Below are 26,681 nucleotides of genomic sequence, written 5' to 3'. Positions count from 1 at the left end.
CTTATTCCTCTACTTGCTGATACCTTCAAAAGCGCCGAAAGTATACTTATCTGCGACGAATTTACAACTGAAAAGGGTATTTCGACTGCCTATTTGTAACATTACTTTATGTGCAACAAAATTCCGTCTAATTGATCTAAACTCGAAAAGTTAATTACGACCTTACCCTTACCTTTTGCATTGTGCGCAATCTGCACAGGAGCACCTAAGTTCTGCGATAATTTATCTTGTAAACGTACCACATCAGGATCGAGCTTTTTCTCTTCTTTAGGAGTGGCAGGTTCGAGGAATTTACGCACTAAATTCTCGGTGTCTCTAACGGTTAATCCTTTACCTGACACAATATGAGCAGCTTCTAACTGAGCATCCCCTTCTAAGCCCAGTAATGCTCTGGCGTGGCCCATTTCTATATCACCGTGTTCCAATAGGAGTTTAACGTCATCATGTAAATTATTAAGACGCATTAAATTGGTCACTGTGGTACGAGATTTACCGACGGCTGTAGCCACTTCTTGATGGGTTAATTCAAACTCGCTCATCAGACGTTCTAACGCCTGAGCTTCCTCCATTGCGTTAAGATCTTCACGCTGAATGTTTTCAATCAGTGCGATAGCGACGGCAGCCTCATCGGGTACATCTTTAACCAAACAAGGTACAGTTTCTAAACCCGCTAACTGGGAAGCTCGCCAGCGACGTTCACCGGCAATAATTTCAAATTCATTATTCCCTAGGGTACGCACGATAATTGGCTGAATAACGCCTTGAGAGCGAATCGAAGATGCAAGTTCTTCTAATGCATCTGGAGACATATCTTTACGGGGTTGGTATTTTCCTGGTTTGAGGAATTCGACTGCTAACTGCTGTAGTTCACTGTCGTTTTGCTCAGGCTGGTTGTCCTGTGCATTACGCGACGCCTGACTTGTAGCCAATAATGCATCTAAACCTCTTCCTAACCCACGTTTCTTCGCTGACATGTATTTCTCTATTCGACCCGTATTAATTTCAGTTAACTAACTTTAGCAACGCTTTCTTTCTTACTGCGACGCAATATTTCACCTGCAAGAGCTAAATACGCCTTCGATCCTGTTGATGAGCGATCATAGTACATAGCTGGCGTACCAAAACTTGGCGCTTCTGCTAAGCGCACATTGCGCGGAATAACTGTACGATACACTTGTTCACCAAAATGTCGCTTTAGCTGCTCAGATACATCATTCGCAAGGCGATTACGCGGATCGTACATGGTGCGCAATACCCCTTCAATTGTTAATTCAGGATTCACCACCGACGCGAGCTTTTTGATGGTATCCATCAATGCCGTCAAACCTTCAAGGGCGTAATACTCGCACTGCATTGGTACAAGAACAGAATCAGCCGCGGCCATTGCGTTCACCGTTAACTGGTTAAGTGAAGGCGGGCAGTCGATAAAGATAAAGTCGTAATAATTACGCACAGGCGCCAATGCGTTGCGCAACCTCACCTCTCGGGCAAACACTTCCATCAGCTTAATTTCCGCCGCGGTTACGTCCGTATTGGCAGCAATTAAATCGTATTTCCCTGAGGTCTCTTTAATCACCACTTCTTGAATGGGTTTTTCTTCAATCAATAATTCATAACAGGTATTGGGGTCGTCGTATTTATCAACACCGCTACCCATAGTGGCGTTGCCTTGGGGATCTAAATCGATCAACAAGACTTTACGCTTGGTCGCTGCCATAGAAGCAGCCACATTTACCGCAGTAGTAGTTTTACCGACGCCACCTTTTTGATTGGCAATGGCAATGACTTTTCCCAAAATAATATTCCAGTGTTATTTATCGCTAATCCGTTTTATACAACTAACTAGCGTAGTAAAAAAATTATCTGCAGAAGATAATGCTTTTAAGGCGAAAAAGAAATGCTCAATTATGTCTTATACCATTCCACGTTAGTGAGGGGACACTTATTAACGGGGATTGGTATTAACAATCTTGATTAGATGCCTGTCACCCTCTAATTCAGGAACATGTAACGCAATAGTATCAGTTACAACAAAGCCCTCAGGCAATTCGTCGATTTCCTGTTGGGGTAATTGCCCTTTAAGCGCAATGAATGTTCCGTTGCTATCAATAAGATGCTGACACCAAGTTAACATGTCATTTAATGAGGCAAATGCGCGACTGAGCACTCCGTTAAGTTCATGAGCACTAGCATAATCTTCGACCCGGGCTTGCACAGGTTGAATATTGTCGAGTTTGAGTTCATAAGCGACTTGTTTCATAAACCTGACGCGTTTACCTAGGCTATCAAGCAAAGTGAAGTGTGTTTGCGGCAACATGATCGCAAGGGGGATCCCAGGCAAACCTGGGCCAGTTCCTACATCGATATAATGGCTTTGCTGTAAATGAGGCGCCACCACAATAGAATCCATTATATGTTTTATCAACATAGATTCAGGATCCCGCACTGAGGTCAAGTTATACGCTTTGTTCCATTTATGAATTAATTGCACGAACCCGACTAACTTACTGATTTGCTCTTCAGAAACCTGTAAATCTGTCAGGCTTATGTATTCTTGCAATTTTGCCGCTAAGGTATGGAAATTATCGGTCATTAGGCTGATTTACGCTCTGATTTTCTAAGCAATCCATGCTTTTTCAAATAAACAAGCAATAATGAAATTGCAGCTGGTGTTATACCAGATATACGAGAGGCCAGGCCTAAGGTTTCTGGCTTTGCATCAGTCAATTTTGCGACAACTTCATTAGACAAACCAGATATCTGGCTGTAATCAAAATCAACCGGGATCAAGGTATTCTCGTTCTTTCGAGATTTAGCGATCTCTTCTTGTTGACGCTCAATATATCCAGCGTATTTGATCTGTATTTCTACCTGTTCTGCCGCTTTTGGATCGGCGATCCCTGGGCCAAAGTCAGTTACTTTCATTAAGGTTTCGTAGGTCATTTCGGGACGACGAATCAAATCCTCTAAAGTATTTTCTTTACTCAGTGCATTTTTCAATAACGGGTTTAATACGTCAGCTGCGGCGTGTTTAGGATGAACCCAAGTATCGCGTAAACGTTGACGCTCAAGCTCGATTGCCTCTAGCTTACGGTTGAAGGCTTGCCAGCGTTCTTCATCAACTAAGCCAAGTTCGTGACCCTTTGTTGTCAATCTGATATCGGCGTTATCTTCACGTAACAGCAAACGATATTCAGCACGACTGGTGAACATACGATAAGGCTCTTTGGTACCCATGGTGGCTAGATCGTCGATCAATACACCCATGTATGCTTCATCCCGACGTAAGATCAAAGGATCCTTGCCTTGGCATTGCAGTGAGGCATTCGCACCTGCAACTAAGCCTTGTGCGCCGGCTTCCTCGTAGCCCGTGGTACCGTTGATTTGGCCAGCAAAAAATAACCCTTTGATAAATTTCGTTTCTAGGGTTTGCTTTAGATCTCGTGGATCAAAGAAATCATATTCGATCGCATAACCAGGTCGAATAATATGTGCATTTTCAAACCCTTTGATCGAACGAACTAACTCAAATTGAACGTCAAACGGCAGACTCGTTGATATACCATTTGGGTAAACTTCAATGCTGTTCAAGCCTTCTGGTTCAACAAATATTTGGTGTGAATCTTTATCTGCAAAACGATTGATCTTGTCTTCTATTGATGGGCAATAACGCGGCCCGATCCCTTCAATAACCCCTGTGTACATAGGAGAACGATCTAAGCCACCACGAATGATATCGTGGGTTTTGCTGTTGGTATGAGTGATATAACACGCAATTTGTCTTGGGTGATCTTCTCTTTTTCCCATGAATGAAAATACTGGGGTAGGGCTGTCTCCCAACTGCTCTTGCATCACGCTGTAGTCAAGCGTTCTTGCATCTAAGCGGGCCGGTGTACCTGTTTTTAAACGTGAAACACGAAAAGGTAAAGCGCGTAAGCGATCGGCTAAAGCAATGGAAGGAGGATCGCCAGCACGGCCTCCTTTGTAGTTTTCCATACCAATATGGATGGTACCGCCTAAAAACGTGCCTACAGTAATCACAACGCTTCTGGCGTGAAATTTAAGGCCCATCTGTGTGACTACACCTGTGACCTGGTCATTTTCAACAATGAGATCATCGCAAGACTGTTGGAAAATGGTCAGATTATCTTGATGTTCAACAATGTCACGTATCGCAGATCGATATAAAGATCTATCTGCTTGAGCGCGAGTAGCACGAACTGCGGGGCCTTTGCTTGAATTAAGCGTTCTAAATTGGATCCCAGCTTTATCGATAGCTGTGGCCATGCTGCCACCTAAAGCATCGATTTCTTTAACCAAATGGCCTTTGCCGATCCCACCAATTGCTGGGTTACATGACATCTGACCTAAGGTTTCAATGTTGTGGGTCAGTAGCAGCGTATTTGAGCCCATGCGCGCAGCCGCAAGTGCCGCTTCAGTACCCGCGTGACCACCACCGACAACGATGACATCAAATTGTTGTTGATAAAACATTTCATACCTCTTCAATCATGCATATCCCAAAAAAGGGGCGCGTATTCTATATGTTATTTTGCTGAATTTAAATGCTTAAAATTCAGTCAGAAGATCGAACCGATCTTGCTTAATCTTTATAAGATCTATTTAGATCTTTACTTAATGTTATTACTATTAGTGATCGCAAGATCTGTGTGTAAGGCTATTAATTCATTATATATCAAACAGATACGAGCAAAGTTTTGTTGTGATCATTCATTGATCTAAATTGTATAGCTTGGGGGTAAGTAGCGATCTTATCCACAAGCCGATCTGAGACAATTATTATCAAGTGGATATGTAACGATTATACAGCAGTTATACAGGATCTTGTGCACAATAAAGGATAAGTTTTGATCTAACTGTGCATAAAATGTGATCTTATTCACTAAGATCTTCCTGCAATCGTGATTATAGCTGACTTTACCTTAGTAGATCTCGATCGTCGATCATCTTGTGTATAACTAGTAGATCTAGACCAAAAAAATTATTTCTTTTTTTTCAAATTAGTCGCTGAGCTAAGTTTTTCGGGCAGTAGAAAGGTATTAAAGGAGCTTTTTTGGTTCGAATTGACAGGAGAATTGTTTATCTAACGAGTGAGTAAAAGATCTTTTTGGCAGATCTAACCACTAAAGATCTTAGTGAATTAAGATCTTTAGTACTCGCCATTTACACCTACTGAACCACAAGCACGTTGGATTATTTAACTTGGTTAGGTTGGTAACCGGTTGCTCTGTGAGTTTCTACTTGAGAAGGGATGATTTCTTTACGCCTGCTTGGCCCTTCAAAGCGTACTTTGTAGGTGTCGTACTCTTTAATAGACTCAAAGCAGTAGCTACCGAGGGCTTGCTCAAGCTGAGCTAAATTATGGTTGGTTATCAATATACAGTTCTTATTGTGTGCTAAACGTTGTCTGAGCAGATTACCTAACCAACTTTGCGCATTCTTTTTAAGGGATGACTCATTGACACATACTTCATCGAGTATCAGCAAATCAACATCGAGTAGTTCCTGATTAATTTCGCGAAACTTCTCACCTACTTTATCAGTTGCGCTGTAGTCGTATGAGAAAAACCGCATTTCTAATAAGGTTGAAAGCTGCCGATATAACACTGTAATTTCATATTGATTAATAAGTTCGTGAGCAATGGCACCTGCGGTATGCGATTTTCCACGGCCATAGTCTCCGTAAAATATCATCATATGTGAACCGCTTTTTCGCCACGCTGTATCTTCATGAGCTGCAATAAACGAATGGGCGATGCTGATAGCCTCTTTTACATCTTCGCTGTCTTCGATGAGGTTATCGAATGTCCACTTTGGATTTAGATCAGAACGACCGTGCAAGGTTTGAATGCGACTGCGCTTTCCTTCCTTTTGTAACTGACGCACATCTCGGTTAGCTAATGCTTCATGTTCTAATCTTACCGTTTTGTAGTCGGTATAAGATTCAGGAATATTTTGCTTGCCAAGTGTTTTACCGAGTTGTTCGATTCTGTCTTTCAAACTTTGCATGGTAATGTTCCGTTGATGATCATGAATTAGAGGTAGACTTTAGCTTGCCACTATACTTAGCAACAAGGTTTTTGGCGTTTTCATCGGCCACGACGCCAGGTTTAGCCGTGACGACTTGATTGCCGACTTTATGAATAGCACTCATATTTTTCGCTAAACGCTTTTGTTTGACGTTAAAAACAAATTTTTGAGTCCACTGAAATTGGGTGAACTGGGTTTCAGGTCTGCCTAACCAATAAGCGACAAAATCGCCGATTTCGTGGTCGGAAAATTCGCTGTCGATAATCCCGACAAGTTTAGCCAAATCTTTATATAACGCGCTGTTTGGTGTCCAATCAGCACTCATCTTTTGCCACTGTAAATGCAGCTGAGTGTAATTATCGGATTTTAGCATTAACAAAGGTAACAACAGTATTTTACCGTTGAAGCTTTTGCTTAAATCGACATCTTCAACAAAGGCCACTAACTCAACTTGAAGCAGTTCTTTTATTAAAGCGTTTACCTGACGCCCAAGCGTGAACTTTGTTTCTTTGGCATTAAGCATAGCCAAAAGAGACTTGTAATTTAATGCCGGTGTTTTGCCCGTTGCTTGGTCGATAGAAGGTTTTAAGCCCAATAAGTAGAGCACCCGAGCATCATTACTAAGGTTTTGATTGAGCGCTTTTTGTTCGGCTTCATTTAACCAAGTATTCAAATGTTATCCTCTACTACTTAACCAGGTTTCTAACCAGTCAACAGCGGCTTGTTCTGGTATTGGGTGGTGGAGTACATCTATATTTAGGGCAGGGGCATCCATTCTAGCACCACTATTTTTAAGTACTTTTTCCATTTGAGCTGCGCCAAAACAAAAGGTGTCATAACTGCTATCGCCTAATCCAATGACGATGAAAGATACATCACTTGTATCTGTTTTTGCTATCTGCTTAGCAAATGGCTGAATATTATCTGGCAAATCTCCGGCCCCATGGGTTGAGGTGCAAATTATCCAGGTGGCGTCTCGAGATACATCATTTAAATCAGGTGTTAAATGAATATTGGACGTTAGGCCGTGCTTACTCAGTGTTTCTTGTAATGCGTCAGCAACGTATTCACTCGCACCTAACATACTGCCAACCACTATCTCAAAATCTATCATGGAGTTTCTTTCTCATTAAATTACAGTCGTTATTGTACCTTGCATAGATGTGCGCGACTACGTCTGAACTCAAGGGATAATGTGACTACGATTAAAAATAAACTTTGGGGTTAGGTATATTTAACTTAAGGTTTGTTATCAACTACCTAGTGACAAGATAAATGATTTATATGTGTGTTTTTTGAACGTTACACTAATCGCTGCTGAAAACGAGACGCGCCAAGGTGACGCATCACATTTTGCTGGGGTGTTGGGGATGATTAAAAGAATTTGCGACTATTTACCAATACAGAACGATGAAAATATCTTTCCTAACAAATCATCTGAACTAAATTCACCGGTAATTTCGCTTAAGTAGGATTGTGCTAAGCGAAGTTCTTCAGCAAGTAACTCGCCTGCTAGGTTGTCTTCTAGCTGTTGTTTGCCCAATAATAAATGTTCTTCAGCACGTTCAATTGCTTCGATATGCCGGCGCCGCGCGATAAATTGCCCTTCATTTGAGGAATGGAAACCCATGCATTCTTTTAGGTGTTCAGCGAGAACGTCGATACCTTGCTTGTGACTGGCAGAGAGTTGAAAAACGGGATAGCCTTTATATTCGACTTTACCAATGCTTTCACCTGACAGATCCGCTTTGTTGCGAATGACAGTAAGCCCCATTTTGTCAGGCAAGCGTTGCATAAAGTCAGGCCAAATCTTATATGGGTCGCTTTCTTGAGTGTCGGTGCTGTCTAGCATAAACAAAACTCGGTCTGCTTGTTCTATTTCTTGCCAAGCACGTTCAATCCCAATACGTTCTACCTCGTCAGAGCTATCCCTAAGGCCAGCTGTGTCAATTATATGCAATGGCATGCCATCGATATGGATATGTTCTTTTAATACGTCACGGGTTGTCCCTGCTATCGCAGTAACAATGGCTGCATCGCGACCAGCTAAGGCATTTAATAAACTTGATTTACCTGCATTTGGTCTACCAGCAATCACGACCCGCATGCCCTCACGCAACAAGCTGCCTTGTTGGGCTTTGTTTTTTACTGCTGATAACTGGGCAGTTATTGCAGATAAATCGTTTTGTACTTTACCGTCACTGAGAAAATCAATTTCTTCATCGGGAAAGTCTATTGCGGCCTCTACGTATATTCTCAGATGCGTCAGTAGTTCAACGAGGTGATTAGTCTGCGTTGAAAACTCGCCTTGTAATGAGCGCAAGGCTCCGCGAGCTGCTTGCTCTGAGCTGGCGTCAATTAAATCGGCAATTGCTTCAGCTTGGGCTAAATCGAGCTTGTCGTTTAAATAGGCTCGCTCACTAAATTCACCAGGCCTTGCAAGGCGTACATTAGGTATTTGTAATGTCGCTTTGATTAGCATGTCTAAAACAACTTGGCCGCCATGCCCTTGAAGTTCTAATACATCTTCGCCTGTAAAGGAGTGAGGGGCTTTGAAATACAAGGCAATACCTTGATCGAGTGCTTCCCCAGTGTTTGACACAAACGGAACGTACTGTGCGTTTCTAACAGGTGGTACGTGGCCAATAATCTGTTCAGCCACCTTGGCTGCTAATGTGCCTGAGACACGCACTATGCCTACGCCACCACGGCCGCTAGCGGTCGCTTGCGCTACTATGGTGTCTTGGTCTGGGGTATGTTGCTCAGAAGTCACTGTGATGCCTAATCTCTAAAGTTAGTGAATTGCAGTGGTTGATCGAAATCACCGCTTTTAGCCAATGCCATGACTTGCTGTAAATCATCGCGTTTTTTGCCAGTAACACGCACTTGATCGCCTTGAATTGAAGCTTGAACTTTAATCTTTGCATCTTTTATCATTTTGATTAGCTTTTTCGCCACAGGCTGTTCAATACCTTCTTTAAAGGCAATGGCTTGTTTGTATATTTTACCTATGTGTTGTACGTCTTTTTCTTCAAAAGCGGCGGTATCAACACCGCGTTTTACACAAGTGCCGCGAAGAATATCTAGCATTTGTTTTAGTTGAAAGTCACTGTCACTAGACATGGTAACAACACTTTCTTTTAGCTCGAAGCTTGCCTCTACGCCGCGAAAGTCAAAACGAGTAGAAAGCTCTCGGTTGGCGTTATCTACCGCATTTCTAACTTCTTCTAATTTAATCTCTGACACAATATCAAATGAGGGCATGGTGATTTCCTATTGATTGAATAATTTTATTGTAATGCTAGGGCTGAATATAAAAAAGCCCGCCTATCATTGTTGTGAAGGGCGGGCTTTTGACCAATGTGTGGTTACTTGGTTTTTAGACCGCGTTTTTCCATTGACGCATAAATTATCTTCGCCTGGATAAGGGTAATGATGTTGCTGATTAACCAATACAGCACTAAGCCTGCAGGGAATATGAAGAAGAATAAACTCATTGCAACAGGCATAAATTGCATTATTTTTTGCTGCATTGGGTCTGTCATCGTCATAGGCTGTAGCTTCTGAAGAAGATACATACTAAGGCCGGTTAATATAGGCAACACGAAGTACGGGTCTTTTACAGATAAATCGGTGATCCAGAAGATAAAGTCAGCGTGGCGTAATTCAACGCTTTCTAACAACACCCAATACAAGGCTAAGAAGATTGGCATTTGTAGAAGAAGAGGGAAGCAACCGCCCATAGGGTTTACTTTGTCTTTCTTGTACATTTCCATCATGGCTTGCTGCATTTTCTGCTTGTCGTCGCCATAACGTTCTTTTAATGCGTCCATCTTAGGTTTTAAGGCACGCATTTTTGCCATTGATTCATACTGTGCTTTCGTTAGAGGGTACATAGCCCCTTTAACGACGATAGTGATAAGGATAATCGAGAAACCCCAGTTACCCACTAAACTGTGAATGAATTGTAAGAAGGTAAATAGCGGTTGCGATATCCACCATAGGAAGCCGTAATCAACCGTTAAATCTAAGCCGCGAGCGATTTGTTTCAGGGTATCCTGATCTTTAGGGCCAAGGTAAAGAGAGCTCTGAATATCAACACTTTGACCAGGCTCTATGTCTACAGATTGCCCGACAACGCCGATTATGGCGTTACCATTTTGGGTCATTTTGCTGTAAAGGCTGTTAGTTTGATCTTGTGGCGGTACCCAAGCAGAAACAAAATAGTGTTCAATCATTGCCGCCCAACCAGCAGGCGTTGTTTGATTTAGGTTTTTGTCTTGCATGTCATCGAAAGAATACTTTTCGTAACGTTCATCTTCAGTTGAGAATGCGCCGCCGCGATAAGTCGGCATAAACATGCTGCCGCCTTGATCTGCGGTACTTTGTTTTAACTGCCCAAACTGCTTAACACTTTTTACGTCAGAAGAGGTGTTCTCAACATGATAATTCACTTTTACGTCGTGACTATTCTTATTGAATATAAACTCTTTGGTGACAATTAAACCTGATTTTGCTGTGTAGGTAAGAGGAACCGTGAGTGTGTCACCCTGCATTACGTAGCTATCTTGGGCAACTGAGTAGGTAGGACGAGCAGTTTTGTCTATGCCGTTGGTACCGACTAAACCACTTTGAGCGACAAAGATAGTTGGGCCACTAGGGCGAAGTAGGCTATAAGTGCCTTCTGAACCTTGCTCAAGGGGGTATTTAAGTAAGTTTGCTGAAATTACGTCGCCGCCAACTGTATTAATGCTCAATTGCAGTGTGTCAGTCGTTACTGAAATCACTTTACCTGCCACGCTTTGACTAGGTAACGCATTTTGATTATTTGGGGTAGCGATTGGTACGTCACCATTCCCTGATGGGGCATCACTACCCGTTGTTTGTTGACTTTCTACAGGTTGCACTGGTTGAGGACCATAGTCCACTTGCCATTGTTGCCATAAAAGAAAGCTGACCATGGCAAGGCCAATTAATAAAAAGCTGCGTTGGGATTCCATAAAATACTCTATATTAACTACATTATTAATTTAAGCCGTATTGCCTAGGCGACGACCTTCATACGTTTTGTGAATTTATCCGTTGTGTTTATATGGGCAAATTCAAATATTTCAGTGCTTGTTTTGCTTCTTCTTTTCGGGCACCAGATCTATCCCACCAGAATGCAGCGGGTGGCATTTTAGTATGCGTTTGATACTTAACCAACCACCAATTATTATTCCGTGCTGTTTTATTGCTTCAATTGCATAGTAAGAACAAGTTGGATGAAAACGACAATTTTGACCAAGCAGAGGTGAAAGCCATAGCTGGTATAGTCTAATCAAACTTATTGGGATTTTTCGCAGCGCTTGGCTAACTTTTTCCATAACTTACTTAAAACTAGGAATAGTTCCTGATTTGAGAGCTTATCAAGCCCACTTTTGCCGACAACTACTATATCAATGTTAGGTAAGCTTTGCTGATGATTGCGAAAACTTTCACGTACAATACGTTTAATACGATTGCGATCGTGTGCTTTTTTGACACGTTTTTTAGCAACAGTTATACCTAGCCTAGGATTAGCACTATTATTGTGACGGGCAAGTAAAGTTAAATTTGGGGATACAGCAGGGGTGGCATTTTTGAAAACAAATTCAAAGTGGGTGGGAGTTAAAAGTCTCAACTCCCGAGAAAATGAATTTTCACCCACTTTAAATGATTAAGCTGTTAAACGAGCACGGCCTTTAGCACGACGATTGGCAATAACCTTGCGGCCATTTTTAGTCGCCATACGGGCACGAAAACCGTGTGAACGCTTACGCTTTAAGTTACTTGGTTGAAAAGTTCTTTTCATGACCTAGTTCCGCTACATAAGGTTAAAAACAAATGAACACTTGCATGCTCAAAAAGGACGCTGAATTCTAGAGATCCGGCCAACGTTTGTCAATGAGTTATCCAGATCATTGTGTAATTAATGATCATTAGCTGTTTTTGTGCCCCTTTGGGTAACTATTGCATCATTAGGGGATTTATCCACATTATTTTAATGATTTTTCGCTATAACGCCGAAATATGGCCTGATTATTGATTGTTATCTATAAAGTTATCAAAATTGTCTCAACTCTATTAATATATAATAACTATACTAATCATATGGTTATACTTGTATTTTGGTTTTACCCTTTTTACTGAAAACCCACCATTTACTTATGCACAGATTAAAGGGATAATCAGCCTATATTCATCGTTTTGTTGCTGAATAGTTAATCGTTAAAGCCCAGTTTTTAATTTACCTTCTTTTGTCTTTTTATCTAATTGGTCTTCATTTTTCCTTTATTTTGTTGGTTCGGAGTAAGTTTTTTAATGTCTTTATGGAATCGTTGTCTCGAAAGACTTCAGCAAGATTTGCCGACGCAGCAATTTAGTATGTGGATAAGGCCGTTGGTGGCAAATGAAGAAAGCGGCGCCATTACTCTTTTTGCACCTAATCGCTTTGTTTTGGATTGGGTACGAGATAAGTATATTGCTCAAATAGAAGCATTGTTTGTTGAGTTTTGCACCAATGATGCCGTACCCCAGTTGAGAATCGAAGTTAAATCTGCCACTAACAATGTACAACAAAGTAACCCTGCGAGTGTTGCTACCGCTTCTACTTCATCGGTTGTAGAGAACAGCATTAAATCTCTGCAGAAGCATCAAACAGCGCGCAGTAGTGCTAGTACGCAAACGGAAACTAATAGCGCAACCCCTAACGCTAAACTTGCCGCATCGCATAAAAGTAACATCAACTTCAATTATAAGTTTGATAACTTTGTAGAAGGTAAGTCTAACCAATTAGCTAGGGCCGCTTCGAAGCAGGTATCTGATAATCCAGGTAAAGCTTACAATCCTTTATTTATTTATGGTGGGACGGGTTTAGGTAAGACTCACTTGTTGCACGCTGTGGGTAATGGAATTATTGACAATAAGAAAGATGCGACTGTGGTGTACATGCATTCTGAGCGCTTTGTGCAAGATATGGTTAAAGCGCTGCAAAATAATGCAATTGAAGAATTTAAACGATATTACAGATCTGTAGATGCATTGCTTATCGATGATATTCAATTCTTCGCCAACAAAGAGCGTTCTCAAGAAGAGTTTTTTCATACCTTTAATGCGCTCTTAGAGGGCAACCAACAAATTATTCTGACCTCTGACCGTTACCCTAAAGAAATTGATGGGGTAGAGGACCGACTTAAATCGCGTTTCGGCTGGGGCCTCACTATCGCAATTGAACCACCAGAGCTTGAAACTCGAGTGGCAATTTTGATGCGAAAAGCGTTAGAAAATAAAATCATATTACCTGATGAAGTGGCGTTTTTTATCGCCAAACGCCTGCGTTCAAATGTACGTGAGCTTGAAGGAGCTCTCAACCGTGTTATTGCTAATGCAAATTTCACTGGTCGTCCGATTACAATTGATTTCGTTCGTGAGGCGCTAAGAGACTTGTTAGCGTTGCAAGAAAAGTTGGTGACAATTGATAATATTCAAAAGACAGTGGCCGAGTACTATAAGATTAAAATGGCTGACATTTTATCTAAACGTAGAAGTCGTAGCGTAGCTAGGCCGAGGCAAATGGCTATGGCATTATCTAAAGAATTGACCAATCATAGTTTGCCGGAAATTGGTGATGCGTTCGGTGGTAGAGATCACACGACTGTGTTGCACGCATGCAGGAAAATAGTGCAGCTTAGAGAAGAGAGTCATGATATAAAAGAAGACTATCAAAATTTAATTCGCACCTTATCTTCATAAAAAGTTACGAGAATTAAGATGAAATTCAGCATAAGCAGGGAAAATTTTTTACAGCCTTTACAGTTAGTTTCTGGGGCGGTAGAACGTAGACACACATTGCCGATCCTTTCCAATGTATTAATCAAAGTAAGTGATAATGCATTGTGGTTGACGGGGACTGATTTGGAAGTGGAGTTAATTTCAAACGTAACCCTAACCGGTGAATTAGAAGAGGGCGAAATTACCGTTCCTGCTAAGAAGCTTTTAGACATTATTCGTGGCTTAGCTGAAGGTAGCGAAATTAGTTTTCACATTGACGGTAGCAAAGCCATTATACGCTGTGGTCGAAGCAAATATAGCTTGTCGACATTGTCAGCTACTGACTATCCAAATCTGGAAGATTGGCAGGGTGAGTTAGAGTTTGAAATTTCCCAGTCTAATTTGAAACGCCTGATCGACAGCGTGCATTTTTCTATGGCGCAGCAAGACGTCCGTTATTATTTAAATGGTATGTCGTTAGAAACCGAAGATAATGTTATCCGGACGGTTGCCACAGACGGCCACAGATTAGCGCTATGCCGCTTAAACTATACAGATGCAACTTTACCTAACCGCCAGGTTATTATCCCTCGTAAAGGGGTTATGGAGATTACACGGCTAATCGAAGACAGCGATAAGTCTTTAAAGGTGCAGGTTGGTTCAAATCACATCCGTATTTTTTCAAACGACTTTATTTTTACCAGTAAGTTAGTTGATGGGCGTTTTCCTGATTATCGTCGAGTATTACCCAAAGATGGTGATAAGAACATTATCGCTAGCAAACTTGGTTTAAAGAATGCGTTTTCTCGTGCGTCTATCTTATCTAATGAAAAATTCAAAGGTGTGCGCCTTAATTTATCTTCGGGCGAAGTCAAAATTACGGCTAATAACCCAGAGCAAGAAGAAGCTGTCGAAATCGTTGATGTAGATTATCAAGGCGATGATTTAGAGATCGGTTTCAATGTTGCTTATCTTATAGATGTTCTTAACGCATTAAACGCTGAAGAAGTTAAGTTCACTCTTGCTGATTCAAATAGCAGTGCATTAATCGAAGATGGTTCTGATGATTCTGCGTTGTACGTCATTATGCCGATGAGACTATAGTTCGTTTTTTGTTGAGTTTATTATGAAGCTGGACTCAGTCCAGATCCGCAATCTGCGAAATCTGCAACAGGTTAGTCTTAACCCCAGCCATGGTGTCAATTTTATACTTGGGATTAATGGTAGTGGTAAGTCCTCAATTTTAGAGGCTATCCACTACCTAGGTTTTGGGCGCTCTTTTCGCACAACCAAACACAAACACGTTATTCAAAGTGATCAAGAATCGTTTACCGTTTTTTGTCAGTGTACTGATCAAGAATCAGTTAAGCGCTTAGGTATTTCCAGAAATATTAATGACGTGGTTAGTGTGAGTATAAATGGGGTGAGGGGAAATAAGATCTCCGAATTAGTTAGCCAGTTGCCCGTTCAAATATTTACACCACAAAGTTCAGATATCTTGTTAGGGTCTCCTAAGTTAAGACGCAAGTATATCGATTGGTGTTTGTTCCACGTGGAACATCCTTTTCTTATTTGCTCCAATAGTTATACAAAGTTACTCAAACACAACAATGCTTTGTGTCGTAAACACCAAGTTGGTTACGCGGATCCTCAGAGAATATATTGGACTGAACATCTAGCAAAGTATGGCGAAACGCTCACTCAGTTCAGAAATACGATGATGGAACGGCTTATCCCGCTAATTACTTCTAATTTGGAGCATTTTTTACCTGAGTTTTGCGTTGAAATCTCGTATTATAGGGGATGGGAAAAAGGCCTTGATTTAATTGAAGCGCTAGCGAAAGCCTCAGACCGAGATTATAGAAATGGTTACATTAGCGTTGGTCCTCATAAGGCTGACGTTAGATTCAAGATAGATGGCAAACCCGCACATGAGGTTTTGTCACGCGGACAGCTAAGAATGCTCGTAGCGGCCTTACAGTTGGCTACTACACAGTGTTTGATGTCCTACACCCAAAAGACCTGTATTTTCTTATTAGATGATGTTGGTGCGGAATTAGACGCAGCAAAAAGAGAAGTGTTTATAGACAAGCTTCTTGAATCAAACACACAGCTTTTCGTGACTGCTATAGAAGCGCATCAGCTAGAATTTATAGATAAATACCAAAATAAAAAAATGTTTCACGTGGAACATGGCCAGGTGAGAGAGGAGAGTTAATCGAATGGCAGAAGAGAATAAGTACGATTCGTCGAGTATTAAAGTATTAAAAGGATTAGACGCTGTACGTAAACGTCCTGGAATGTACATCGGAGATACTGACGATGGTACAGGCTTACATCATATGGTATTTGAAGTTGTAGATAACTCAATTGATGAAGCTCTTGCCGGTCACTGTACTAACATTAATGTCAAAATCCATACGGACGGCTCAGTGTCTGTTAAAGATGATGGCCGTGGAATTCCTACCGAGATTCATGAAGAAGAAGGTGTATCTGCAGCAGAAGTCATCATGACCGTTCTTCATGCTGGCGGTAAATTTGATGACAATTCATATAAGGTATCAGGTGGTTTACACGGTGTAGGTGTTTCGGTTGTAAATGCCTTGTCTCGTAGATTACAAATATTGATACGCAGAGCTGGTAAGGTGCATGAACAAGAGTATCAACATGGTGTTCCGCAAAAGCCACTAGAAGTAATAGGAGAGTCTGATACCTCAGGTACTAGCATCCGCTTTTGGCCAAGCGAAGAAACCTTCACTGGGATTGAATTTCACTACGATATTCTAGCAAAGCGTCTTCGTGAACTTTCATTTTTGAATTCAGGCGTCAGTATTATTCTTGAAGACGAACGTGATGGTAAACGTGATCACTTTATGTATGAAGGTGGTATTCAAGCATTCGTAGAATATTTGAACCAAAATAAAACTCCTGTTCATCAACAAGTTTTTCATTTTAATAGCGAACGTGATGACGGAATTTCAGTTGAAGTGGCGTTGCAGTGGAATGACTCATTCCAAGAGAATGTATTCTGTTTTACGAATAATATTCCTCAGCGTGACGGGGGTAGCCATTTAGCAGGTTTCCGTGGCGCTTTAACGCGTACTCTTAATGCGTTTATGGAGAAAGAAGGCCACAATAAAAAGAATAAAACCAGCGCCAGCGGTGATGACGCGCGTGAAGGTTTAACAGCTGTTGTATCTGTAAAAGTGCCAGACCCTAAATTTTCTTCTCAAACTAAAGATAAATTAGTCTCTTCAGAAGTACGTCCTGCAGTTGAAACCGTAATGGGCGAAAAACTGAATGAGTTTCTATTAGAAAATCCGTCAGCCAGTAAAATCATTATTAATAAAATAATAGATGCTGCACGTGCTCGCGAAGCTGCGCGTAAAGCGCGTGACATGACCCGCAGAAAAGGCGCATTAGATCTTGCCGGTCTGCCAGGAAAACTAGCCGATTGCCAAGAGAAAGATCCGTCTCTTTCTGAACTTTATATAGTGGAAGGGGACTCTGCTGGCGGTTCAGCCAAGCAGGGCAGAAATAGAAAAAACCAAGCAATTTTACCGCTTAAAGGTAAGATCCTTAACGTTGAAAAAGCGCGATTCGATAAAATGTTGTCTTCTCAAGAAGTCGCAACACTGATCACCGCTTTAGGTTGTGGTATCGGACGTGATGAATACGACCCTGAAAAACTGCGCTATCACCGTATTATTATCATGACCGATGCGGACGTGGACGGTTCGCACATTCGTACGCTCTTACTGACCTTTTTCTACCGTCAAATGCCAGAGATTATTGAGCGCGGCTATATCTATATCGCTCAGCCTCCCTTGTATAAAACCAAGAAAGGCAAACAAGAGCAATATCTGAAAGACGACGACTCTTTAACTAAATATTTAACAGCCATCGCGTTAGATAATGCGTCAATTCATGTGAATGAAGAAGCCCCTGGGCTTAGCGGACCGTCGCTAGAGAAGTTGGTTAATCAATACCAAAACGCCATGAAAATGATTAAGCGTGTCAGTCGTGTTATGCCTGAAGTCATTTTAACCAGCCTTGTGTACAGTAAAGTTATTTCATTACAAGACCTACAGGACGAAGCCAGCTTAAATGTCGTAGCTAAAAGCTTCACTGATAGTCTTACAAGAAATGAAGTTGATGGTGCTACTTATAGCTACGAAGTTAGAGTTAATAGCGAACGCAATAATTACTACATCGCGCTTATTATCCGTTTACATGGTATCGATACTGAATACAAAATCGATCAGGAGTTTATTGAATCAATCGAATACACCCGCTTACGTGAATTAAACGAAGCTATTAACGGTCTGATTGAAGAGGGTGGTTACGTTAAACGTAACGATAAGGTTAAGCCGATATTCTCGTTTGCTGAAGGTTTAGATTGGTTGATGGCTGAATCTAAGAAAGGTCAATACATTCAACGCTACAAAGGATTGGGTGAAATGAACCCAGAGCAACTATGGGAAACAACAATGGACCCTGGCTCACGTCGTATGCTACAGGTTAAAGTAGAAGACGCGATTGCAGCAGACCAACTGTTTACAACGCTTATGGGAGATCACGTAGAGCCTAGGCGTGCATTTATTGAAGATAATGCATTAAGAGTTGCTAACCTAGACGTTTAGTACCTTTCTTTAAGCGTTCAACATTCGTGAAATGAAAAGCTACACCTTAGGTGTGGCTTTTTTGTTGTAGCCAAGAAAATCTGCCTGATAGAAATAATGTTAGGGGATTTGCGGATAAAAGTTCTCACTTACTACAACATATACATAGCGAAAACGGATTATGAATGTCCATAATATGTATCTTATTCGCTGTCTTCCTTGCAATATATTACGCTGTTTTTATTCAATGGGATTGGTAGAAACCCAATTATAGTGAGGTGAGGTGAAAATGAAGACAATTGGTATGCTAGGTGGCATGAGCTGGGAGTCGACGGCTCAGTACTATCGACTCATTAATCAAGAAGTAAATCATCGCTTAAAGGGATTACACAGCGCAAGTCTGATCCTACGTAGCGTAGATTTTGAAAATATTGCGTTTTTGCAGCAAAAAGGCGATTGGAAAGAGGCAGGGAAAATACTCAGCGAAGAGGCGATTAATCTTGAAAAAGCCGGTGCTGACTTTTTATTAATCTGTACCAATACTATGCATAAAGTTGCTCCCGAAATAACGGCGTCTATATCAGTTCCTGTTTTGCACATTGCTGATACGACAGCAGAAGTTCTACAGCAAGAAAATATATCGCGTGTAGGCTTGTTAGGTACAGCGTTTACCATGGAGCAGAGTTTTTACACCTCACGTTTAACTAATAAATTTGGCATTGAAGTTATTACTCCGAACGCTGACGATAGGGCTGTCGTGCACAATATTATTTATCAGGAATTATGTAAGGGTAAAATCAAAGATGAATCGAGAAAGAAATATTTAAACATCATTAGCGCTTTAGCAGCTGATGGGTGCCAAGGCGTCATCCTAGGTTGCACCGAAATATCTTTACTCGTTAAGCAAATAGATACCGACGTACCGTTATTTGATACTACCGAGTTGCACGCGCTAGCAGCGGTTAACTCTGCATTGTCGTAATCAGCTATCTATACGAATATACTGAAATGTAGATTGTTATTGCCAGTCAGGGTTGTAGATTTCGAAATGGTCGCGACCATTTTCTTTAACTTTGTACATCGTTTTATCAGCACATGCTAATAGGGCTTTAGTGGTGTTAGCATGCTGAGGCGCTATAACGACACCTATACTACCGCCAATTTTGCAGCTAATATCGCTCGATATCTCTATTGGGTGCCTTAAGCTATCCAATGTTGATTGGGCTAAGGCTTCAATCTCTGCGATGTTGATTGTGTTAACTACGTAAGCTGCCACAAACTCGTCGCCCCCCCAACGGCTGCAAAGCTCGTCCTTTCCATCAAAAACTGTCTTTAATCGAGACGCCACTTCAATAAGCACCCTATCACCAGCATCATGACCGTAGGTATCGTTCACTGGTTTGAACTTGTCTAAATCAATCATAAATAAGACTAGGGCCATATCCATCACATTGACCTTTTGAATCAAGGATTCGATGACAGATTCTCCAGCACGTCTATTTTTTAGGTGTGTTAATGCGTCATGATCAGCTTCAAACCGAGCTCTACGCTCTTTTTCTGCCCGAACAGTAATATCATACATAATAACTTCGATAAGAGGACTATGACCGTTAGAAGATGTCTGACGAATAGTCGCTCGCTGACTAGTTACCCGTGAGAATAAGCAGTGTACCCATTTATTTGCTTGCCCTGATTGTGACTGACACTTTAAATCAATAGATAGATGGTTGACCGACTCTTCGTTTCTGATCCTGATGAGTAAACTAGCAAGCTGATCGACATTTTCAAATAAATGCGTAAAGGGTACGCCTTCAGCCCAGTTTGGCATAATGACATTGAAGGCAGGATTAGCAACAGAAATCATATTATCGCTATTAATCAAACAGATACCTGCACTCGCTTGCTCAAAAATAAGTCGGAACTTGCTCTCTAACGCTTGCGTTTTTTTACGTAAACCCGTTTCATTTTCTAAGGTTATTTTCAATTCACCCATTAGGTCGTTGATACCTTGAACGAGTTGACCAATTTCATCGTTATCTTTGTGGATCAATGTACGCATGGTTTCAGTATTGCGCGGATCTATTTTAAGGAAACTCTGAGTGAGGTTTTGAATTGGTTGAGTTAATAATTTATGGATTAATACGGATACGAAAAGCGCGGCTATGGCGGAATAAAGTAAGAGCAACAGAGCATCGTTAATCGCATTTTGTTGCGCAATACGTTGAATATAGTTCCGATTTGGATGGATCAGTAAATGACCTATGGATTGTTCGGGAATAAAAGGGTGGCGTACCTGTGTACGAATTACACCCTTATTATCACTAAGATCACCATAACTAACATTTAGACTAAGAGAGTCTGATAATGAAGCACCAGCAATCAAATCGTTGATCACGAGGCCTTGAACAATTTCTTGTCCCAGCTCCTGATCTTGAACGTATAAAGCAATGGACGCAGTGCTACGTATTGTTGCACCAATTTGCTCGATTAGTGCTTCAGCTTTACTTTGTTCGCTACTGATGGCGTTAAAGTAGAGAATGACAGAGGTAATTAGCGATGTGCCTATCGCGCCAATTGCGATGGCTCGCGCTACTTTGATATAAATTTTACCGCTGAAACTTATCAAAATACAAAATCACCGTCTATTCGAATTAATCTAACATATTGATATATAGCACAAAAGATAGATTAAGTTATATACAAATTAGTTCACAATTTAGATACTTTAACGATTGGTTTATCAATATTCGAAAAGTTAATCGAAAATGTATAGCGACCTGTTTCTTTTGGGATAAATTTAAAGTTTTCATCTGTGGTATTGCAATCAGCGTAGACAGGCTCATTTAAAGTTATATCTTGGTCCCTAAATTTGCTTCTATAACCACAGCTTGAACCAGGCGTCCAATCTTTATCTGCAAACTTAAAATCGTAAGGTTGGCCGTCTGCAATCAGTTCAATAGTGGTAGCATAAACGCTACCACCTTGATTTCTAAGCAAATATTGTGGGTCGGCTTCCCACCACGTAAACACCCCTCGTAAATAAAGTTCAGGAAGTTGCTGAACATCTTTGTACGGCTCTACTGTATAGCTCGCACACCCACTAAGTAAGCTTATTGCGATAACGCTATAGAGTTGTGTAAGTTTGTTCATATGTGAGTACCTGAAGCCATAAATTAATTTGCCGTCTTTACTGCTGCTGATTCAACATAGAGATATCAGCGACAAGTAGAAATAAAGTTCTTAACTTCGACAACAAGGCAAGACGATTGTTTCTTACCTTTTCATCTTCAGCCATTACCATCACATTGTCGAAGAAATCATCTACTTTCACGTGTAAGGTTGCCAGTTGGTCAAATACACCTTGGTAGTTTGCATCATTAACAAACGCGTTTACGGTGGCCTCTATCGAGTTCAATGCGTCTGCTAGGGCAGTCTCATGTTCACTTTCAAACAAGCTCGGATCAATATTTGTACTACCGGTGATTTTATTTTTAGCAAGTATGTTTGCAACGCGCTTATTGGCAGAAGCCAAGGCAAGGCCTGAACTAAGGCGTTTGAACCCTGACACCGCTTCAATTCGCGCAGCGAAATCAGCAGGTTTAGTTGGTCGTCTTGCGGCGACCGCTTGGATAACATCGATATCGATGTTTTGATCTTGATACCAGGCTCTAAAACGGCCGAGAATAAAATCTACCACTTGAGACGTCAGGTCGTCCACATGTGTAAGTTTATCAGCGAAAGAATCAATTGATGCTTGTACTAACTCTGTCAGATCTAGCGGTAACTTCATTTCTACGCTAATTCGCAACACACCAATGGCAGCACGTCGAAGAGCGAAAGGGTCTTTATCGCCTTTAGGTACTTGGCCAATACCAAAGATACCTACTAGCGTGTCAATTTTATCTGCTAAAGCGACTGCACTACTGATATGGGAAGTCGGCAGTTGGTCTCCGGCAAAGCGGGGCATATATTGTTCATTAAGCGCCAATGCTACGGCATCACTTTCGCCATCATTTTTAGCATAATGCATCCCCATGACGCCTTGAACGTCAGGAAACTCCATGACCATATTTGTCATTAGATCTGTTTTTGACAATAAGCCCGCTCGAGACGCCAGAGCTGAATCACTATCAAGCATGGATGCAATTGTGCCGGCTAGCTCAGCTATACGCTGAGACTTTTCGTAGAGCGTACCAAGCTGCTTCTGAAACAAGACTGTTTTTAAGCTCTCAAGGCGTGACTCAAGTGTGGTTTTCTTGTCGGTATTAAAGAAAAACTCTGCATCTGCTAAGCGAGGGCGAATAACTTTTTCATTACCACTGATGATTTGCTTAGGATCTTTGCTTTCGATATTCGTGACAAAAACGAACCGTGACTTGAGCTGACCATTTTGGTCAAGCAGCGGAAAGTATTTTTGATCATCTTTCATCGTGTAAATGAGGGCTTCTTTTGGCACCTCTAGGAAAGATTCGTCGAAACTAGCAGTGAGTACCACAGGCCATTCAACTAGCGCTGTTACTTCATCTAAAAGCTCGTCATTCATATCTGCTACAGCATTCTCTTTTTGTGCTGTTGCTTTGACTTGTTGTTGTATCTTGGCTTTACGGGCAGCAAAATCAGCGAGTACATAGTGCGCTTCTAATTGTGCAAGATAATCATTGGCATGAGCTAAACTAAATTGCTTTTCACCATGAAAACGATGCCCCTGAATAACACGGTCTGAATCAATACCTAGAATGTTACCCTTGATAACATCCGCTCCGAATAGGATTGTGACGGTATGTACTGGGCGTATAAATTGAATCGAGCTACTTCCCCAGCGCATTGCTTTTGGGATAGGTAGCTTTTTAAGCGCACCATCAATCATCAATGGTAATAAGCTAGATATGGTTTCACCTTTGGATTCACCCTTAAACAAAAGCCATTCGCCTTTGTCTGTAGTTAAGCGCTCCGCTTGCTCAACGGTAATACCGTTCGAGCGCGCCCAACCTTGGGCCGCTTTCGTCGCTTGACCTGCTTCGTCGAATGCGACGGACACTGCAGGACCTTTCTTCTCTATGAGTTTATCTTCTTGTTGCTCAGCTAAATCAATGACATTCACTGCAAGACGGCGAGGGGAGGCGAACCATTCGACCGAAGCATATTTTAGTTCTGCTGCGTCTAAGGCATTTTGCATATTATCAGCAAACGCTTGAGCGAGTTTGCACAAGGCTTTCGGTGGTAATTCTTCGGTACCGATTTCAATGAGTAGGTTTTCGTAACGCATGAATTAAGCCTCCTTCTTACACATAGGGAATCCAAGCTTCTCTCGTGCTTGGTAATAAGCCTCTGCGCAGGCTTTTGAAAGTGTACGCACGCGTAGAATGTAACGTTGACGTTCTGTTACTGAGATGGCGTGGCGAGCATCTAATAAGTTGAATGCGTGTGATGCTTTCATGACTTGTTCATAAGCCGGTAGCGGTAGCCCGGCTTCAATCATTTTTTGGCTTTCTTTTTCACAGTGGTCGAACATACCGAACAACGCGTCTACATCCGCGTATTCAAAATTGTACGTTGATTGTTCAACTTCGTTTTGGTGAAAAACGTCGCCATAAGTCACTTTGCCCATAGGGCCGTCGGTCCAAACAAGATCGTAAATGCTATCGACCCCTTGAATATACATAGCAAGGCGCTCTAAACCGTAAGTTATTTCACCTGTCACCGGCGAACATTCAATACCACCTACTTGTTGGAAATAGGTAAATTGAGTGACTTCCATGCCGTTTAACCAAACCTCCCAACCAAGCCCCCAAGCACCAAGTGTAGGGGATTCCCAGTTGTCTTCTACAAAGCGTATATCATGTACCAGCGGATCAAAACCAAGCTCTTTCAGCGAACCTAAGTAAAGTTCCTGAATATTGCTCGGTGAGGGTTTTAGCATGACTTGAAACTGGTAGTAATGCTGTAATCTATTTGGGTTTTCACCGTAACGACCATCAGTCGGTCGACGACACGGTTGAACATAAGCGCTGCTTATAGGCTCAGGACCAATCGAGCGTAAAAAAGTCATTGGGTGGAACGTACCTGCACCAACCTCCATATCGAGGGGTTGAATGATTACGCACCCTTGTCTTGCCCAGTAGTCTTGGAGTGATAAAATCAATCCTTGAAAGGTTGTACTATCAAACTTATTCATTCATTGCTGCCACAAAATAATTCGAAAAAACGCCGGACAGTATACCTGCTGTGCAGCAATGAATGTAGGTTAAATAACCATATTAATACGCTATTGAGCGTTTAAAGGACGAAAAATGCACCATACTCGTTGTGCCTGGGTTTCTCAGGATCCGATATATCAAGATTATCACGATAATGTTTGGGGTCGTCCTGTGCAAAATAAGTACGAGCTTTTCGCAAAACTGTGTTTAGACGGTCAGCAAGCAGGGCTAAGCTGGATTACGATCCTTAAAAAACAAGATAACTATTATCAAGCATTCCATCAGTTTGACCCACTTCGTATTAGTCAAATGACCGAACAAGATGTAGAGCGTTTGATGCAAAATAAAGGAATTGTAAGAAACAGGTTGAAGATAAATTCGATTATAAAAAATGCGAAAGGTTTTTTAGAAATTGAGCGTGAAGGGTCTGACTTTTCAGATTTCATTTGGTCGTTTGTCGACGCTAAACCGATTCTTAACTCGTGGACCGATAAAAGCCAAGTGCCAACGACATCAAGCGAATCTGATGCGATGGCGAAGGCGCTGAAAAAGCGGGGCTTCTCTTTTGTAGGTAGCACAATTTGTTACGCGTTTATGCAAGCGGTCGGTATGGTAAATGACCATACTACTGATTGTTTTTGTTATGAAACGACTAAAGTTAAAAGCGTTTAGGGGGTAAACGCTTTTAACTTCGCTACGTCTTTTAAAATTTGGCTTTCAAGCTCACTTTCTATCGCTTCACGCATGTCATCTTGATTTCTGCGCTCAAGGGTTGAAAGTTTGTCTCGTGCTTCATGTGTTGGCAAATCACTTACTTTGGCATACAAAGCATATAGCCCAGGGTAGCGGCCTTGGAAATCAGGTTTGTCATCAATAGGTAAGCTTTCATGCAGATGATATAAGCGAATGCTTCCCTCTGACAGGTTGCATTGTTGCTGCTCCATGGCCAAAGAAATGGTGTAAATACTTTCAAGTAGTCGCTCAACTCGCTGTTTCTTAGTTTGCGCCATTTTTTTGTTTTGCTTATTCAGCATAAACAAAAGCTTACCAGCATAGAATGCTAATGACGCTACAATGAGAAGTGCAACAACGATAAGTGTTATAGCAATAGAACTCATATGAATACTTACTTAAACTTGTTTATGTCTATAGAATCGAATTGTTCATAAAGATCATTTTCAGTTGAGCTTTCACTGTTCTCAGCACTGTCATCTTCATCTGCTATCCCAAGTAAATCACATAACTCTTGATGCCTTGCAGTTAGCTTATTCACAAAAGCTTTTTCATCGCGAGTTAATGCTACATCTGAATCAAATTTTTCTAAGAGTAGGGCGAAACGCTCATTTTGCTCAATACTTTCTAGCTCTTGGGCCGGTGAAAAGAACTTAGGCTTTGCAACTTTCGCTTTAGGCTTGTCATCAACAACTAACGGTATTGGCTTTTTGCTGCCTACTCTAGGGTCTTTAACTGTTTTATTTGGTTTACTCTGAGAATTAGTTTGTTCTGGGTTATTGCGCGTTCCTGCTGGCTTTCCCAAGGTTTTCTTGTTGCGTTTGGGGCTGGCTGGTGCGGGTTTACGGTTAGTTTTAGGTGCCAATGGCGTACCTATTTGACCGATTTTACGAGACTTCTTTTTTCTAGGCATTTTAACCTCCACAATATTTGCGCAGATTTTACCTTAAATTAGGCTGGTTAAATATGGTTCGGCACACAAGGAGTGAAATTTAACTAAGAAAAAAGGCGATAGCTAAGCTATCGCCTTTCGTATCACAGATGTGTCTTACGACACGAATCCCGACATTTGTTCATCCTGAACACAGAGTGGTGGTCCTTCATGTTTTCTCTTTTATTTTTTTTAACGAAAACAGAATATAGTTATAGGTCTTCCTGACACTTTATTATTATCGTCCTTGCCTTTTCACCAAAGGCACTAAGTTTTAGCACTGCTTGCTAATTGTCTTCCATGAGCAAACGCTTTGTTTGCATTCCTTATTGTTTTTCTGGTGACAGAGAATACACG

The 26,681-nt window shown here is 41.4% G+C and carries 25 protein-coding genes; 6 read left to right on the top strand and 19 right to left on the bottom strand.

What is annotated here, in order from left to right:
* Positions 1–101: 101 nt before the first annotated feature.
* From GCHA_RS08465 to rpmH, 13 genes are all read right to left on the bottom strand, one after another.
* Entirely contained in the window at positions 102–974 is an 873-nt protein-coding gene (locus GCHA_RS08465; protein ID WP_007987107.1) for a ParB/RepB/Spo0J family partition protein, read from the bottom strand.
* Between the two features lie 32 nt (positions 975–1,006).
* Positions 1,007–1,795 carry a ParA family protein gene (locus GCHA_RS08460; RefSeq protein ID WP_007987104.1) on the bottom strand — a complete coding sequence of 263 codons (789 nt, stop codon included), beginning with the start codon at positions 1,793–1,795 and terminating at the stop codon, positions 1,007–1,009.
* A gap of 150 nt (positions 1,796–1,945) precedes the next feature.
* The gene (gene rsmG / locus GCHA_RS08455; protein ID WP_007987102.1) at positions 1,946–2,593 is read right to left on the bottom strand and encodes a 16S rRNA (guanine(527)-N(7))-methyltransferase RsmG; all 648 of its coding nucleotides are present in this window, start codon (positions 2,591–2,593) and stop codon (positions 1,946–1,948) included.
* Complete coding sequence (gene mnmG, locus GCHA_RS08450; RefSeq protein ID WP_007987100.1) at positions 2,593–4,494, bottom strand: tRNA uridine-5-carboxymethylaminomethyl(34) synthesis enzyme MnmG; 1,902 nt, start codon at positions 4,492–4,494, stop codon at positions 2,593–2,595. The genes rsmG and mnmG overlap by 1 nt, the downstream gene beginning before the upstream one ends.
* Positions 4,495–5,214: 720 nt before the next feature.
* The gene (locus GCHA_RS08445; protein WP_007987098.1) at positions 5,215–6,030 is read right to left on the bottom strand and encodes an ATP-binding protein; all 816 of its coding nucleotides are present in this window, start codon (positions 6,028–6,030) and stop codon (positions 5,215–5,217) included.
* A 19-nt stretch (positions 6,031–6,049) separates the two neighbouring features.
* On the bottom strand, positions 6,050–6,724 hold the full coding sequence (locus GCHA_RS08440) for a DnaT-like ssDNA-binding domain-containing protein (RefSeq protein ID WP_007987096.1): 675 nt from the start codon (positions 6,722–6,724) through the stop codon (positions 6,050–6,052).
* A gap of 3 nt (positions 6,725–6,727) precedes the next feature.
* Positions 6,728–7,165 carry an FMN-binding protein MioC gene (gene mioC, locus GCHA_RS08435; RefSeq protein WP_007987094.1) on the bottom strand — a complete coding sequence of 146 codons (438 nt, stop codon included), beginning with the start codon at positions 7,163–7,165 and terminating at the stop codon, positions 6,728–6,730.
* Between the two features lie 276 nt (positions 7,166–7,441).
* A complete protein-coding gene (gene mnmE, locus GCHA_RS08430) occupies positions 7,442–8,824 on the bottom strand; it encodes a tRNA uridine-5-carboxymethylaminomethyl(34) synthesis GTPase MnmE (protein ID WP_007987093.1) in 1,383 nt (460 codons plus the stop codon).
* An 8-nt stretch (positions 8,825–8,832) separates the two neighbouring features.
* A complete protein-coding gene (locus GCHA_RS08425) occupies positions 8,833–9,315 on the bottom strand; it encodes a YajQ family cyclic di-GMP-binding protein (protein WP_007987090.1) in 483 nt (160 codons plus the stop codon).
* A 104-nt stretch (positions 9,316–9,419) separates the two neighbouring features.
* Positions 9,420–11,051: a membrane protein insertase YidC gene (yidC, locus tag GCHA_RS08420; protein WP_007987088.1), complete on the bottom strand. Its 1,632-nt coding sequence runs from the start codon at positions 11,049–11,051 to the stop codon at positions 9,420–9,422.
* 111 nt (positions 11,052–11,162) lie between these two features.
* Positions 11,163–11,417, bottom strand: a complete 255-nt coding sequence (gene yidD / locus GCHA_RS22565; protein WP_083818813.1) for a membrane protein insertion efficiency factor YidD — start codon at positions 11,415–11,417, stop codon at positions 11,163–11,165.
* Complete coding sequence (rnpA, locus tag GCHA_RS08415; protein WP_013755072.1) at positions 11,378–11,740, bottom strand: ribonuclease P protein component; 363 nt, start codon at positions 11,738–11,740, stop codon at positions 11,378–11,380. Before rnpA ends, yidD begins: the two co-directional genes overlap by 40 nt.
* Before the next feature lie 9 nt (positions 11,741–11,749).
* On the bottom strand, positions 11,750–11,884 hold the full coding sequence (gene rpmH / locus GCHA_RS08410) for a 50S ribosomal protein L34 (RefSeq protein WP_006994903.1): 135 nt from the start codon (positions 11,882–11,884) through the stop codon (positions 11,750–11,752).
* Positions 11,885–12,393: 509 nt separating this feature from the next.
* On the opposite strand from rpmH, the gene dnaA reads away from it, so the two are divergent.
* The 5 genes from dnaA (at position 12,394) to GCHA_RS08385 (ending at position 19,446) form a co-directional block, all read left to right on the top strand.
* Positions 12,394–13,824, top strand: coding sequence for a chromosomal replication initiator protein DnaA (gene dnaA / locus GCHA_RS08405; protein ID WP_007987083.1), 1,431 nt, complete (start codon positions 12,394–12,396; stop codon positions 13,822–13,824).
* 18 nt (positions 13,825–13,842) lie between these two features.
* Positions 13,843–14,946 carry a DNA polymerase III subunit beta gene (dnaN, locus tag GCHA_RS08400; protein WP_007987081.1) on the top strand — a complete coding sequence of 368 codons (1,104 nt, stop codon included), beginning with the start codon at positions 13,843–13,845 and terminating at the stop codon, positions 14,944–14,946.
* 22 nt (positions 14,947–14,968) lie between these two features.
* Positions 14,969–16,060, top strand: coding sequence for a DNA replication/repair protein RecF (gene recF / locus GCHA_RS08395; RefSeq protein WP_007987079.1), 1,092 nt, complete (start codon positions 14,969–14,971; stop codon positions 16,058–16,060).
* 4 nt (positions 16,061–16,064) lie between these two features.
* Positions 16,065–18,485, top strand: coding sequence for a DNA topoisomerase (ATP-hydrolyzing) subunit B (gene gyrB / locus GCHA_RS08390; RefSeq protein WP_007987077.1), 2,421 nt, complete (start codon positions 16,065–16,067; stop codon positions 18,483–18,485).
* A gap of 268 nt (positions 18,486–18,753) precedes the next feature.
* Positions 18,754–19,446, top strand: coding sequence for an aspartate/glutamate racemase family protein (locus GCHA_RS08385; protein WP_007987074.1), 693 nt, complete (start codon positions 18,754–18,756; stop codon positions 19,444–19,446).
* Between the two features lie 36 nt (positions 19,447–19,482).
* Here GCHA_RS08385 and GCHA_RS08380 read toward each other — a convergent pair whose 3' ends face one another.
* From GCHA_RS08380 to glyQ, 4 genes are all read right to left on the bottom strand, one after another.
* Complete coding sequence (locus GCHA_RS08380) at positions 19,483–21,090, bottom strand: sensor domain-containing diguanylate cyclase (RefSeq protein ID WP_007987072.1); 1,608 nt, start codon at positions 21,088–21,090, stop codon at positions 19,483–19,485.
* A gap of 83 nt (positions 21,091–21,173) precedes the next feature.
* Complete coding sequence (locus tag GCHA_RS08375) at positions 21,174–21,614, bottom strand: early set domain-containing protein (RefSeq protein ID WP_007987070.1); 441 nt, start codon at positions 21,612–21,614, stop codon at positions 21,174–21,176.
* 37 nt (positions 21,615–21,651) lie between these two features.
* On the bottom strand, positions 21,652–23,730 hold the full coding sequence (gene glyS, locus GCHA_RS08370) for a glycine--tRNA ligase subunit beta (RefSeq protein ID WP_007987068.1): 2,079 nt from the start codon (positions 23,728–23,730) through the stop codon (positions 21,652–21,654).
* A gap of 3 nt (positions 23,731–23,733) precedes the next feature.
* Positions 23,734–24,639, bottom strand: coding sequence for a glycine--tRNA ligase subunit alpha (gene glyQ, locus GCHA_RS08365; protein WP_039992259.1), 906 nt, complete (start codon positions 24,637–24,639; stop codon positions 23,734–23,736).
* 115 nt (positions 24,640–24,754) lie between these two features.
* On the opposite strand from glyQ, the gene GCHA_RS08360 reads away from it, so the two are divergent.
* Positions 24,755–25,333 (top strand): DNA-3-methyladenine glycosylase I, encoded by a 579-nt coding sequence (locus GCHA_RS08360; protein ID WP_007987064.1) that lies wholly within the window; start codon positions 24,755–24,757, stop codon positions 25,331–25,333.
* Here GCHA_RS08360 and GCHA_RS08355 read toward each other — a convergent pair.
* Both GCHA_RS08355 and yihI read right to left on the bottom strand, forming a co-directional pair.
* Positions 25,330–25,779 carry a DUF2489 domain-containing protein gene (locus GCHA_RS08355; protein ID WP_007987062.1) on the bottom strand — a complete coding sequence of 150 codons (450 nt, stop codon included), beginning with the start codon at positions 25,777–25,779 and terminating at the stop codon, positions 25,330–25,332. The two genes, GCHA_RS08360 and GCHA_RS08355, sit on opposite strands and share 4 nt — an antisense overlap.
* A gap of 8 nt (positions 25,780–25,787) precedes the next feature.
* Positions 25,788–26,306 carry a Der GTPase-activating protein YihI gene (gene yihI / locus GCHA_RS08350; RefSeq protein ID WP_007987060.1) on the bottom strand — a complete coding sequence of 173 codons (519 nt, stop codon included), beginning with the start codon at positions 26,304–26,306 and terminating at the stop codon, positions 25,788–25,790.
* Positions 26,307–26,681: the final 375 nt, after the last annotated feature.

It is taken from the genome of Paraglaciecola chathamensis S18K6 (genome assembly GCA_000314955.1).
In the GTDB taxonomy this organism is placed as follows: Bacteria; Pseudomonadota; Gammaproteobacteria; order Enterobacterales; family Alteromonadaceae; genus Paraglaciecola; species Paraglaciecola chathamensis.
The sequence above is the reverse complement of the archived record's forward strand: the minus strand, read 5'-3'. Positions and strand labels throughout refer to the sequence as shown.

Excerpts from the sequence above, each read along its gene's own strand:
- GCHA_RS08355 (WP_007987062.1), bottom strand. The coding sequence starts at position 25,779 with ATGAGTTCTATTGCTATAACACTTATCGTTGTTGCACTTCTCATTGTA.
- glyS (WP_007987068.1), bottom strand. The coding sequence starts at position 23,730 with ATGCGTTACGAAAACCTACTCATTGAAATCGGTACCGAAGAATTACCA.
- rsmG (WP_007987102.1), bottom strand. The coding sequence starts at position 2,593 with ATGACCGATAATTTCCATACCTTAGCGGCAAAATTGCAAGAATACATA.
- yidC (WP_007987088.1), bottom strand. The coding sequence starts at position 11,051 with ATGGAATCCCAACGCAGCTTTTTATTAATTGGCCTTGCCATGGTCAGC.
- GCHA_RS08375 (WP_007987070.1), bottom strand. The coding sequence starts at position 21,614 with ATGAACAAACTTACACAACTCTATAGCGTTATCGCAATAAGCTTACTT.
- dnaN (WP_007987081.1), top strand. The coding sequence starts at position 13,843 with ATGAAATTCAGCATAAGCAGGGAAAATTTTTTACAGCCTTTACAGTTA.
- gyrB (WP_007987077.1), top strand. The coding sequence starts at position 16,065 with ATGGCAGAAGAGAATAAGTACGATTCGTCGAGTATTAAAGTATTAAAA.
- GCHA_RS08465 (WP_007987107.1), bottom strand. The coding sequence starts at position 974 with ATGTCAGCGAAGAAACGTGGGTTAGGAAGAGGTTTAGATGCATTATTG.
- GCHA_RS08425 (WP_007987090.1), bottom strand. The coding sequence starts at position 9,315 with ATGCCCTCATTTGATATTGTGTCAGAGATTAAATTAGAAGAAGTTAGA.
- mioC (WP_007987094.1), bottom strand. The coding sequence starts at position 7,165 with ATGATAGATTTTGAGATAGTGGTTGGCAGTATGTTAGGTGCGAGTGAA.
- yidD (WP_083818813.1), bottom strand. The coding sequence starts at position 11,417 with ATGGAAAAAGTTAGCCAAGCGCTGCGAAAAATCCCAATAAGTTTGATT.
- glyQ (WP_039992259.1), bottom strand. The coding sequence starts at position 24,639 with ATGAATAAGTTTGATAGTACAACCTTTCAAGGATTGATTTTATCACTC.
- dnaA (WP_007987083.1), top strand. The coding sequence starts at position 12,394 with ATGTCTTTATGGAATCGTTGTCTCGAAAGACTTCAGCAAGATTTGCCG.
- GCHA_RS08385 (WP_007987074.1), top strand. The coding sequence starts at position 18,754 with ATGAAGACAATTGGTATGCTAGGTGGCATGAGCTGGGAGTCGACGGCT.
- yihI (WP_007987060.1), bottom strand. The coding sequence starts at position 26,306 with ATGCCTAGAAAAAAGAAGTCTCGTAAAATCGGTCAAATAGGTACGCCA.
- rpmH (WP_006994903.1), bottom strand. The coding sequence starts at position 11,884 with ATGAAAAGAACTTTTCAACCAAGTAACTTAAAGCGTAAGCGTTCACAC.
- mnmG (WP_007987100.1), bottom strand. The coding sequence starts at position 4,494 with ATGTTTTATCAACAACAATTTGATGTCATCGTTGTCGGTGGTGGTCAC.
- GCHA_RS08445 (WP_007987098.1), bottom strand. The coding sequence starts at position 6,030 with ATGCAAAGTTTGAAAGACAGAATCGAACAACTCGGTAAAACACTTGGC.
- recF (WP_007987079.1), top strand. The coding sequence starts at position 14,969 with ATGAAGCTGGACTCAGTCCAGATCCGCAATCTGCGAAATCTGCAACAG.
- GCHA_RS08360 (WP_007987064.1), top strand. The coding sequence starts at position 24,755 with ATGCACCATACTCGTTGTGCCTGGGTTTCTCAGGATCCGATATATCAA.